Origin of the sequence: Clostridium sp. OF09-36 (genome assembly GCF_003481985.1) — a bacterium.
GTDB lineage: Bacteria > Bacillota > Clostridia > Lachnospirales > Lachnospiraceae > Brotaphodocola.
This window is the reverse complement of record NZ_QUMD01000026.1, coordinates 36,528-48,071: the sequence shown is the minus strand read 5'-3', so window position 1 is coordinate 48,071 and position 11,544 is coordinate 36,528. Positions and strand designations below refer to the sequence as shown.

At 47.9% G+C, this 11,544-nt stretch carries 12 protein-coding genes and 2 tRNA genes; 13 read left to right on the top strand and 1 reads right to left on the bottom strand.

The features are described 5' to 3' along the window. Positions 1 to 10: 10 nt before the first annotated feature. The 3 genes from DXA97_RS15910 to DXA97_RS15900 all read left to right on the top strand — a co-directional run bounded on the left by DXA97_RS15910 (position 11) and on the right by DXA97_RS15900 (position 2,042). Positions 11 to 83, top strand: a tRNA-Phe gene (locus DXA97_RS15910). Positions 84 to 86: 3 nt separating this feature from the next. Then, positions 87 to 159: transfer RNA gene (locus DXA97_RS15905), tRNA-Lys, on the top strand. Between the two features lie 212 nt (positions 160 to 371). Continuing rightward, a complete protein-coding gene (locus DXA97_RS15900) occupies positions 372 to 2,042 on the top strand; it encodes a hypothetical protein (RefSeq protein WP_118721051.1) in 1,671 nt (556 codons plus the stop codon). A 122-nt stretch (positions 2,043 to 2,164) separates the two neighbouring features. Here the strand turns inward: DXA97_RS15900 and DXA97_RS15895 are convergent, their stop codons facing one another. Continuing rightward, positions 2,165 to 2,392 carry a hypothetical protein gene (locus tag DXA97_RS15895; protein ID WP_118721050.1) on the bottom strand — a complete coding sequence of 76 codons (228 nt, stop codon included), beginning with the start codon at positions 2,390 to 2,392 and terminating at the stop codon, positions 2,165 to 2,167. Between the two features lie 229 nt (positions 2,393 to 2,621). Here DXA97_RS15895 and DXA97_RS15890 point away from each other — a divergent pair, with 229 nt between their 5' ends. From DXA97_RS15890 to fabK, 10 genes are all read left to right on the top strand, one after another. Further along, a complete protein-coding gene (locus DXA97_RS15890; RefSeq protein ID WP_118721049.1) occupies positions 2,622 to 4,097 on the top strand; it encodes an aminotransferase class I/II-fold pyridoxal phosphate-dependent enzyme in 1,476 nt (491 codons plus the stop codon). 104 nt (positions 4,098 to 4,201) lie between these two features. Further along, a complete protein-coding gene (locus tag DXA97_RS15885; protein WP_118721055.1) occupies positions 4,202 to 4,798 on the top strand; it encodes a guanylate kinase in 597 nt (198 codons plus the stop codon). A gap of 180 nt (positions 4,799 to 4,978) precedes the next feature. After that, positions 4,979 to 5,971: a DNA polymerase III subunit delta' gene (holB, locus tag DXA97_RS15880; RefSeq protein WP_118721048.1), complete on the top strand. Its 993-nt coding sequence runs from the start codon at positions 4,979 to 4,981 to the stop codon at positions 5,969 to 5,971. Between the two features lie 81 nt (positions 5,972 to 6,052). Continuing rightward, complete coding sequence (locus DXA97_RS15875) at positions 6,053 to 6,964, top strand: stage 0 sporulation family protein (protein ID WP_118721047.1); 912 nt, start codon at positions 6,053 to 6,055, stop codon at positions 6,962 to 6,964. Further along, entirely contained in the window at positions 6,957 to 7,697 is a 741-nt protein-coding gene (locus DXA97_RS15870; RefSeq protein WP_118721046.1) for a tRNA1(Val) (adenine(37)-N6)-methyltransferase, read from the top strand. Before DXA97_RS15875 ends, DXA97_RS15870 begins: the two co-directional genes overlap by 8 nt. 26 nt (positions 7,698 to 7,723) lie before the next feature. Further along, positions 7,724 to 8,593 carry a 16S rRNA (cytidine(1402)-2'-O)-methyltransferase gene (gene rsmI, locus DXA97_RS15865; RefSeq protein ID WP_118721045.1) on the top strand — a complete coding sequence of 290 codons (870 nt, stop codon included), beginning with the start codon at positions 7,724 to 7,726 and terminating at the stop codon, positions 8,591 to 8,593. 161 nt (positions 8,594 to 8,754) lie between these two features. Then, on the top strand, positions 8,755 to 9,093 hold the full coding sequence (locus DXA97_RS15860; RefSeq protein ID WP_118721044.1) for a helix-turn-helix transcriptional regulator: 339 nt from the start codon (positions 8,755 to 8,757) through the stop codon (positions 9,091 to 9,093). A gap of 178 nt (positions 9,094 to 9,271) precedes the next feature. Further along, a complete protein-coding gene (locus tag DXA97_RS15855; RefSeq protein WP_118721043.1) occupies positions 9,272 to 10,237 on the top strand; it encodes a beta-ketoacyl-ACP synthase III in 966 nt (321 codons plus the stop codon). Between the two features lie 75 nt (positions 10,238 to 10,312). Continuing rightward, complete coding sequence (acpP, locus tag DXA97_RS15850) at positions 10,313 to 10,546, top strand: acyl carrier protein (RefSeq protein ID WP_118533698.1); 234 nt, start codon at positions 10,313 to 10,315, stop codon at positions 10,544 to 10,546. Between the two features lie 43 nt (positions 10,547 to 10,589). Next, on the top strand, positions 10,590 to 11,516 hold the full coding sequence (fabK, locus tag DXA97_RS15845) for an enoyl-[acyl-carrier-protein] reductase FabK (protein WP_118721042.1): 927 nt from the start codon (positions 10,590 to 10,592) through the stop codon (positions 11,514 to 11,516). Positions 11,517 to 11,544 lie beyond the last annotated feature (28 nt).

The following is an 11,544-nucleotide window of genomic DNA, read 5'->3' as shown; positions in this document are numbered from 1 at the left end:
CGCAATTTTTGCCTTGGTAGCTCAGTTGGTAGAGCAGAGGACTGAAAATCCTCGTGTCACTGGTTCGATTCCGGTCCAAGGCATACGGGCGTGTAGCTCAGTCGGTAGAGCACTTGACTTTTAATCAAGTTGTCCGGGGTTCGAATCCCCGCACGCTCATCTTTGAAAATGGCTTAAATCCTTGAAAAACCTTGGATTTAAGCCATTTTTTGTTTCAGCTGAGAGGTATCTCCAGACAATTAAGGCACAGAAAAAGTGCTTTTGTAATCAGCTATTGTATGATAAAATAGCTCTCATAGGGAAGATAATATCTTCAAATTATCTTCAAAATGTTTGTATCACTGGGCTCCGATGAAAGAGGAAACGATGGAATGAATGGAACCAAAACCAAAACACAGAAAATGTCAGAACAAAGTAACTGGATCCACGAATTTGAGAATCTGTATATTCTGACGTACAAATCCTTGTACCGCCATGCAAAACTAGTTTTTGGACAGGAAGAGAAAGCAAGAGAGCTTCTGGTCCAGGTTTATATGGAGGCTTACCAGCGGGGAGAACAGCTGCAGAAGGAAAAGAGCCCGGTCGACTGGCTGCTAAAGAGATCTGATTTTCTGGCTGAGACGCGTCTGGAAGCAACGCGGGAAATGATTGAGGCTTCCTATGCCGAAGAGAAGATGCAGTCAAAGGAAGCCAAAAAGGAGAATCTGACAAATCTGGATGAAGCTTCGCTGCTTCTTGAAATAGAAGATCGCCTTGGAATCGTAGATGGGGATGGAGAACATGCGGAAGAACCAGAGGATTCTCCCAGAAAAAGAATCTGGTCACTGGCGCTTCTGGCTGCAGCCCTGCTTCTGGCTATTGCCGGGATTTATAAGGTAAAGCATCAGTTTGATCTTTTACAGGCTCCGTTTGATAAAACCTTTCATCAGACGGAGGAGACAGAAGCACAGAATGAAAATACCGAGATCCAGCTGGGGGATAAAGCGGTTGTCTTATCGGCGGCAGGCCAGATTTTGTACACGGTGCCGCTGGAGGAAAGCAGTCTGGCAGGAGAACATGACTATAACGAGGAAATCCAGACACGTGATGGCTGGACCTATTATCTGCCATGCCCGGAACGGAAGGACAGTCAGCTGGCAAAGGTACATCCATCCCTCTACCATACGCTGTATCGTGCAGATAATGATCAGGAAATAGAGGTCATTGCCCAGGATGTCGATAATTTTACATTTTGGGAAGATGGAATTTATATCATGCAATATGGATCAGTACAGAGGATCAGTGTTGAGGCTTCTTTTGCGACGCGTCAGATAGGTACCTATGCAGCTGTGGAAAATGAAGAAATCTATCTGTATGATACGCTGGGAAGAAACCTCCAGACGGATGTTGAGGGAAAATACCAGTATGGGGACCGTATTTTTAAGATGTCCGGAAACCGTATCGAGGATGTGATAGCGGCGGCTCATGAAGTGGGAGCATCTGAGTATTATCTGAAGGATCAGGAGGATGGAAAAGGACAGGCAATCTTTTGCAAGAAAGGCGGAAATGAAACGCTTTTTGAATCCATGGGGAAATCCATTGACAGCTTCTGTATCGTGGGAGACTGGGTTTATTATAGTGCCTGGATGAAAGGAAAAGAACGGGGCAAGCAATACAGCCAGCTGTTCAGGCTTTCCCTGACAGACCCGGATGCCGAGGTGGAAGAATTGCACAAGCGATATCAGGGACGCATCTGGCAGATGTACTATTCGGAAGAGGGAAACCAGATATACGGAAACTATAGTCCTGAGAACTGGAAGAGCAGTTATGGTGTGATCGCTGTGATCTCCCGTTCAGGGCAGATGAGTTATCTGGATGATGAAGAACTTCGGAAAGCGCAGGAAACTACTGGCAATGACCGTGTGAAATTGGTTATGATGCAGGACGGCCAGGTATATTGCTACTGGGAAGACTGTTATTGGAAAAAGGGAGAGAATCCGATCCCGATGTGGCGCAGGGTTCTTGTGATCCCAGATAAAAACAGGGTTGTGATGGAAGACTAATCTTCCGCCACAACCCTGTTTTTGCCATGTACATCTGTATGCTGCATCTGGCAGAAACCGTGCTGCTGTCTTCAATGCCTGGGTATTTCCTCAGCAGGTGCATACACGAAGCGTAAAGTTTTTTATTCGTCAAATTCCGCAATTACATAGAATCCGCGGGAGTTTTCCTGAATATCCTTGATCACGCCTTGTTTGGATTTGAGCCGGTCACGGGATTTGTAACAGCCTGACATGGCTACAGCCGGCTCAATGATATAGCTGTAATTGAAGCCTTCACGCTCAGTGACATCGACTACATCTCCGATTTTCACCAGACCCTGGCGTTCCATTTTAAATTCCATTTGCCGCAAAGCAATTCATCTCTTTTCTACTTTTTATGGTATCCCTGTGTTGCTGTTTCGTTGCGGTTCATATATGTGTGAACTATGGCTGCGCCTTCCTTCGCAATTGAGCAATCATTTATTGCTCTGTTCATACATGTGTGGACCTGCTTCTTGATTATAATGAAAATGGATTGGAATGTAAAGGTGTTCTATGTTACAATCACTTATGCAAAAAATAAGGATAGAATAGAAATTGATGAGAGAAGAAGAATTACTGAGAGAACGTTTAAAGCGCTACTGTGCGACCCAGACAGCAGCGTTTCATATGCCTGGACATAAGCGCCAGATGGATTTTGAAATCCTGCGGGATTTTCCGAATCCTTTTTCCATTGATATCACAGAAATAGACGGGTTTGACAACCTGCATCATCCGGAAGGAATTTTAAAAGCTTCCATGGAATGGGCGGCCGGGGTATATGGTGCAGACCATACGTATTATCTGGTAAATGGAAGCAGTTGCGGAATCTTAAGTGCCATCGGGGCGGTGATGCATCCCGGTGAGACGATTCTGGTGAGCCGCAATTGCCATAAATCGGTGTATCATGGACTTATCCTCAATTCTCTGAAGCCGGAATATGTTTATCCACAAATTATCGGTCATTTGGGGATACAGGGTGGGATTACCCCGGAGGATGTGGAAAAGAAGCTGAGGGAGCACCCGCAGATCCGTGGGGTTCTGATCGTATCGCCGACCTACGATGGTGTAGTTTCTGACATCCGTGCGATTGCAGAGGCCGTGCACGCGCATGATATTCCACTTATCGTAGATGAAGCCCATGGTGCACATTTTCCCTTTGGGGCCGGGCATTTTCCGGTGTCGGCTTTGCAGTGTGGGGCAGATCTGGTGATACAGAGCCTTCATAAGACGTTACCGAGTCTGACGCAGACAGCACTGCTGCATATGCAGGGAAACAGAGTCAGCCGGAGACGTCTGGAGCAATGTCTCCAGATGTATCAGAGCAGCAGCCCTTCTTATGTGTTCATGGCGGCGATCGAGCAATGTATTTTTGATATGGAGCAGCATGGAAGACAATATATGGAGAAATTTGCCCAGAGGATTTTTGAAGTCAGAAAATGGCTGGGGCAGCTGCAGAGCCTGAAGCTTCTAAGCAGAGAGGAAGCAGGACGCTACGGGATCTTTGATGTGGATGAGTCAAAGCTGGTCATTTCCTGTCAGAACCAAATGACGGGAGAGGAACTGAATGAGTGTCTGCGCCGGGATTTTGCAATTGAAATGGAGATGTGCGGGGCAGATTATGCTGTGGCGATCCTGACTTTTCTGGATAGTGAGGAGCACCTGAAGCGTCTGACAGAAGCATTGCTTGCGATCGACCGGGAGCTGGAGCGGAATAAGGCTGGAAACTGTGCAGCGTCCCAAATTCCGAAAGGGAAAATCTGCATGACGCCTGCAGAAGCTGCCAATGCACCATTGGAGCGGGTGTGTCTGGAAGAATCGGCAGGCAGGATATCCGGGGAATTTATCTATCTGTATCCGCCGGGAATTCCGATCATCACGCCGGGAGAGCGGATGAACCGGGAAATCATCGGGCAGGTTCTGAAGGACCGTGAGCTTGGGCTGCCGGTTCAGGGGCTGGAAGACAGGAAAACGGAGCATCTGCTGGTTGTGAAGGAAAAGCAGAGTAGTTTGGAAGACCGGAATGACTTGGAATAGCGAAATGGCTTGGAAGAATGGAAGGTTACTGGAAGAACAGAAACTACGGAAATTGCAGGGAATACAAAGATCGCAGAAAGTACAGGAGTCAGGAGGAAAACAGGATGGGAAAAATCTTTTATCTGATGGGAAAGAGTGCATCGGGAAAGGATAGCATTTATAAAAAGCTGCATAGCTTATACCCGCAGCTGCAGACTTTGGTCCTTTATACCACGCGGCCTATGCGGGATGGGGAACAGGAGGGAGTTGAGTATCATTTCATCGACGGTCTTCACTTGGAATCAATGCAGCGAGATGGAAAGGTGATCGAAGTACGGACTTACCAGACGGTGTATGGCCCCTGGAGCTATGCAACCGTGGATGATGGACAGATTGATCTGGCAAACAAGGATTATCTGGTGATCGGAACCCTGGATTCTTATGAAAAGCTGAGGAATTATTACGGGAAGGAAGTGCTGATCCCGCTGTATATTACAGTAGATGACGGTGTGCGTCTGGAGCGTGCACTTTTGCGGGAACGGCAGCAGAAGGAGCCGAAATATGCGGAGCTGTGCAGGAGATTTCTGGCAGATGAGGCAGATTTTGCACCGGAGCGTCTGGCGGCGCTCGGTGTGAAGGAGGCGTTTGAAAACCAGGATCTGGAAAGCTGTGTGGAACAGGTTGCAGCGCGGATCTGGAAGGATATGGTGAAATGCGACTGAAAATCCCGCATGATACAGTTCTGGCAGCAGATTTTGCTGATTTGGAATAGGAAGCATTGGCTGGAAGGCGAAAGTATGCTATACTTTTGAATGATATTACGTAACGGATTAATGCAAAGGCGGATCGCTGCTATAGCTTTGGGTTCATAGAAACGTTACGAAGATTGTGAGGTGACTGCTATGTTGAATTTTCAAGAGATTATCGGCCATGAACAGATAAAAGAGCATTTTCAGAAAGCTATCGAATATAACAAGGTATCCCATGCCTATATCCTTACAGGAGAGGCGGGAATGGGCCGGAAATCGTTAGCGAATGCCTTCGCACTTACGCTTCTGTGTGAGAGGGGAAAGAGTGAGCCCTGCATGGAGTGCCATGCCTGCAGACAGGTTTTGAGCGGCAGCCATCCGGATCTGATCTATGTATCCCATGAAAAGTCAGGGACGATCGGCGTCGATGATATCCGCAGGCAGATCAATGACACGATCATGATCCGGCCTTACAGCAGCTATTATAAAATATATATTGTAGACGAAGCAGAGAAGATGACGCAGCAGGCGCAGAATGCGCTCTTAAAAACCATTGAGGAGCCACCTTCCTATGCGGTGATCCTGCTGCTGACAACGAATCAGGAAGCATTCTTGCCAACGATTCTGTCGCGGTGCGTACAGCTGAAATTAAAGCCGCTCCGGAATTTTACCGTGAAGAAGTATTTGACAGACAATCTGCATGTGGAAGAGGCGGATGCCGATATTTATGCGGCTTTTGCCCGTGGAAATCTGGGAAAGGCAATTTCGCTGGCGTCTTCGGAGGACTTTAAGCTTCTGCATGGGGAGATGCTCCATCTTTTAAAGCACATAAAGGAGATGGACATTTCTGAGCTGCTGGATTATATCCGGAAAATGAAAGAGGAAAATCTGGATATTTATGAGTGCCTGGATTTTATGCAGCTCTGGTACCGGGATGTATTAATTTACAAGGTTGCACAGGATATGAACCAGCTGATCTTCAAGGATGAATACAGCAGCATCAACGAGGTCAGCAAAAAGTGCTCTTATGAGGGACTGGAGAAAATCCTGCAGGCGATCGATAAAGCCCGCGTCCGACTGGATGCGAATGTAAATATGGAGCTGGCGATGGAGTTGATGCTTCTTGTGATGAAGGAAAACGGTTGATACCGTTTGCGCAACGCGTGAACAATATCAAACGGTTAGTCAGATGGAATCAGACTGAAACAGATAGGAGATCGATAAATTATGGTAACAGTAATCGGAGTCCGCTTTCGTACGGCAGGAAAGATTTATTATTTTTCCCCGGGAAAGCTGGAAATTAAAAATGGGGACCATGTAATCGTGGAAACGGCCCGTGGCATTGAGTATGGCCATGTAGTGCTGGGAAACCGGGACGTGGAGGACAATAAGGTTGTGCAGCCGTTAAAGGCGGTGATTCGCATGGCAAATAAAGAGGATATTGCCCGCGAGGAAGCAAACCGCAAAAAGGAAAAGGATGCTTTTAAAATCTGTCAGGAAAAGATCCGCAAGCATAAGCTGGAGATGAAGCTGATCGATGTAGAGTATACCTTCGATAACAATAAGATCCTGTTTTATTTTACGGCAGACGGAAGAATCGATTTCCGAGAGCTGGTAAAGGATCTTGCTTCTGTATTTAAGACCAGGATCGAGCTGCGCCAGGTAGGCGTCCGTGATGAGACAAAGATCGTGGGTGGGATCGGGATCTGCGGAAGACCGCTTTGCTGCCATTCTTATCTGTCGGAATTTATTCCGGTATCTATCAAGATGGCAAAGGAGCAGAACCTGTCCTTAAACCCTACCAAGATCTCTGGCGTTTGTGGCCGTCTGATGTGCTGCTTAAAGAATGAGGAAGACACCTATGAATATTTAAACAGCAAGCTTCCGGGTGTAGGGGATTATGTGACAACCGATGATGGCTTAAAGGGCGAGGTACAGAGTGTGAATGTCCTGCGCCAGTTAGTTAAGGTTGTTGTTACGGTTGAAAAGGATGAAAAAGAGATCCGGGAATATAAAGTCGAACAGCTGAAGTTCAAACCGCGCCGCCGGAAAGGCAAAGGGGAGCAGGCAGAAGACCATGAGCTGAAAAAGCTGGAGGCACTTGAGAAAAAGGAAGGAAAATCAAAGCTGAATGAATAATGTGATCTGCGGTGAGGATGAGCGGATCGATGATCTTCAGAGAAACGGTTACCGCATCATCCAGAAAAAGAAGGGCTTTTGCTTCGGTATGGACGCAGTGCTTTTATCTGGCTTTGCCCAGGTAAAGGAAGGGGAAGTGGCCGTGGACCTAGGCACAGGGACCGGAATCATCCCGATCTTATTGGAGGCAAAAACAAAAGGAAAGCATTTTACCGGCCTTGAGATCCAAAAAGAGGTGGCGGAGATGGCAGAGAGGAGTGTGCGGCTGAACCATCTGGAAGACCGGGTAGACATTGTGAGAGGCGACATCAAGGAAGCCAGCCGGCTGTTCGGCAAGGCTTCTTTTGATGTGGTTACATCGAATCCGCCTTATATGAATGATAATCATGGACTGAAAAACCCGGATCTCCCAAAGGCTATTGCGCGGCATGAGGTATTTTGTACGCTGGACGATGTCTGCAGGGAGGCTTCGCTGCTGTTAAGATCCGGCGGACGTTTTTATATGGTACACCGGCCCCACCGGCTTGCGGAGATCATTACGGCATTGAAGACATACAGGCTGGAGCCAAAACGCATGAAGCTGGTACATCCGTTTGCGGATAAGGATGCTAATATGGTGCTGATCGAGGCTGTGCGGGGTGGCAGATCGATGATGAAGGTGGAGGCGCCGGTTATCGTTTATCAGAAGCCGGGTGTGTATACACAGGAAATCTACGACATTTACGGATATTAGATAACAGAGGCTATCAGGAGGAAATTATGGCGGAACAGGAAAAGGCAGCAGGTAAGTTATATCTTTGTGCAACTCCGATCGGAAATCTGGATGATATCACGCTGCGGGTATTAAATACCTTAAAAGAAGCCAATCTGATCGCGGCAGAAGATACCAGACACAGCATTAAGCTGCTGAATCATTTCGGGATCAAAACACCGATGACAAGCTATCATGAATATAACAAGATCGATAAGGCACGTTATCTGGTGGAACAGATGCGTCAGGGCGTAAACATTGCGCTGGTGACGGATGCGGGGACCCCGGGAATTTCGGATCCTGGGGAGGAGCTGGTAAAGCAGTGCTATGAAGCCGGAATTGAGGTGACTTCCCTGCCCGGACCTGCAGCCTGCATTACAGCGCTGACGATATCCGGGCTGGCAACAAGAAGATTCTGCTTTGAGGCATTTCTTCCGGTCGATAAGAAGGAACGCCAGTGGATCCTAGAGGAATTAAAAACGGAAACCCGCACAATGATCGTATATGAGGCACCGCATCATCTGGTGCGTACACTTCAGGAGCTGTCGGCCACACTGGGGTCAGACCGCCGTATTACGATCTGCCGCGAGCTGACTAAGAAGTATGAGGAGGCTTACCGGACTACCTTTGGCGAGGCGCTTGAACGCTATGAACATGAGGAGCCAAAAGGGGAGTGCGTGATCGTCATTGAAGGAAAGAGTATTGGACAGCTAAAGGCGGAGCAGCAGAAATCCTGGGAGGAGATGGAGCTTGCGGAGCATATGGAGCTTTATTTATCCCAGGGGATTGACCGGAAGGAAGCCATGAAGCTGGTGGCAAAGGACCGTGGGATCGCAAAGCGGGATGTATACCGTATGCTGACAGAACAAAAGGATTGATATTTGAAAGATATGCCGTAAATTCGTAGGAAAAGAACGGATTTACGGCAAAAAATGCAATATATGTCAATTTTACGACCTACATTATCAAAATATTAAATCTATGGCATGTCTCTTAAATCCAATAAGATAGAGGTATTCAAAGGATAAGGAGATATGACATGGAGAACGAAAGGTTACTGCTGAAGATGGAAGAACTGATGAAGCAGAGAGGATACAGCCGTTACCGCCTTTCTCAGCTGAGCGGAATCAAGCAATCGACTCTGACAACTATGTTTAATAAGCGAAGCACGGTCAGCATCGACACTTTGACTAAGATCAGCAAGGCATTCGGAATGAAGTGCTCCGAATTTTTGAGCCTGGTGGAGGATGATCCGGAGAAGAATACCTCAAAAGATTTCCCGGTTTATGAATGGGAAGCATTAAACAAGGACCGGAAGCACGTTGTAGTCTTGATGATGCAGCTTTTAAGGGAAGACCAGCAGGAAACAACGGTGTAAGGTTTATAAGAGTTTTAGGAAGAGTTTTGTCGGGAAATATTGCTTGACAAAACTCTTTTTATTCTATAATATATAAAACGTCAAAAAACTTTGAATATCAAAACATTTGAAAATAAAAGTAAATTTGAGGCTGTACATATCGCAGTGATACAAATTTCTAAAGGAAACAGGTACGAACATGACAGGCAGAATTATTGGAACCGGTTCTTATGTTCCGGAGCGTATTGTGACGAATGAGGAATTGGCAGGGGTTGTGGAGACCAGTGACGAGTGGATCGTCAGCCGTACGGGAATCCATGAGCGGCATATTGCTGAGACAGAGGGAACAAGCATTCTGGCATCCCGGGCAGCCAAACATGCATTGGAAAATGCGAAGGTTGCGGCAGAAGAAATCGAGTTTATCCTGCTTGCAACATCCTCACCGGACCACTGTTTCCCAAATGGAGCCTGCGAGGTGCAGGCAGCGATCGGCGCAGTTCATGCCATGGCTTTTGATATCAGTGCGGCCTGTTCTGGCTTTGAGATCGCTTTAAGCACGGCCCAGGCCTTTATCCAGGCAGGTGTTTACAAGACCGGACTGATCATCGGTGCAGATTGTTTGAGCAAGCTGACAGACTGGAGTGACCGGGCTACCTGTGTTTTATTTGGAGATGGAGCCGGAGCAGCAGTGATCCGTGCAGATGAGACAACCGGCATCATTCACAGTGTCATGGGATCAGACGGGGCGAGAGGAATGGTTCTTTCCTGTCTGGCCCGCAGCGAGGGAAATTTCCTGAATGGAAAGACACCGGAGCTTGGCTATATCTATATGGATGGCCAGGAGGTATTCAAATTTGCCGTCAAGAAGGTACCGGAGTGTATCCACCAGGTGCTTTCCGAGAGTGGGACGGCAATTGAGGACATCCGCTATTTTGTTCTTCACCAGGCGAATTACCGGATCTGTGAGGCTGTTGCAAAGCGGCTGAAGCAGCCACTTGATAAGGTGCCGATGAACATTGGCCGGTATGGCAATACGTCGGGTGCAACGGTACCGATCCTGCTGGACCAGTTAAACCGGGAAGGAAAATTAAACCGGGGAGACAAGCTGGTGCTGGCAGGCTTTGGAGGCGGTCTTACCTGGGGCGCAGTTTTGTTACAGTGGTAGTATGGAGTACGGACTCAAGATCCGGTTCCTTCAAATAATAAAAATAACAATTTCATATTAAAGGAGATTAAGATCATGTTAGAGAAGATGAAAGAAATCATTGCAGACCAGTTAAGCGTAGATGCAGACAGCATCACCGAGGCTTCTTCCTTCAAGGAGGATTTAGGTGCGGATTCCCTGGACCTGTTCGAGTTAGTAATGGCTCTGGAGGATGAGTACTCCGTAGAGATCCCGTCTGACGATCTGCAGAACCTGCTGACTGTTGGTGACGTTATGAATTACCTGAAGGAGAAAGGTGTAGAGGCGTAAGCCCTACACCCTTTTCTTTAAGAGAGTTAGTTGGAGGAATCAGATGAAAACGAGAATTACAGAGCTCTTGGGAATTGAGTATCCGATCATTCAGGGTGGCATGGCATGGGTGGCAGAGAGTCATCTGGCGGCTGCAGTATCTGCTGCCGGCGGTCTGGGACTGATCGGCGGGGCAAATGCACCGGCTGAGGTCATCCGCAATTATATCCGTGAGGTAAAGGCTGTAACAGACAAGCCGTTTGGTGTCAATGTGATGCTGATGAGCCCTTACGCAGATGAGGTAGCAAAGGTCGTTGTGGAGGAAGGCGTAAAGGTCGTTACGACCGGAGCCGGAAACCCGGAAAAATATATGGAGATGTGGAAGGCAGCAGGCATTAAGGTCATCCCGGTTGTTGCATCCGTAGCTCTGGCAAAGAGAATGGAGCGCTACGGCGCAGATGCAGTTGTGGCAGAGGGCACAGAGTCCGGCGGACATATCGGCGAGGCAACCACCATGACACTGGTACCGCAGGTGGTAGACGCTGTTTCCATTCCGGTGATCGCAGCAGGCGGTATCGGCGATGGCAGAGGCATTGCAGCAGCATTCATGCTGGGTGCGGAGGCCGTGCAGATGGGAACCCGTTTTCTAGTAGCAAAAGAGTGTATTGTCCACCAGAACTATAAAGACCGCGTCTTAAAGGCAAAGGATATCGATTCTACCGTAACCGGACGCAGCCATGGACATCCGGTCCGCTGCCTGAGAAACCAGATGACCAGAGAGTATGTAAAGCTGGAAAACGAAGGAAAGAGCTTTGAGGAGCTGGAGTACCTGACACTTGGAACGCTGCGCAAGGCAGTCCAGGAGGGCGATGTAGCGCATGGAACCGTGATGGCAGGACAGATCGCAGGTATGGTTTCCAAGGAGCAGACCTGTAAGGAAATGATCGATGAGATGATGGCACAGGCAGAGGCACTTCTGGGCCGCAAATAAAGTAGGAATAAATTAAGTATTTGAACGC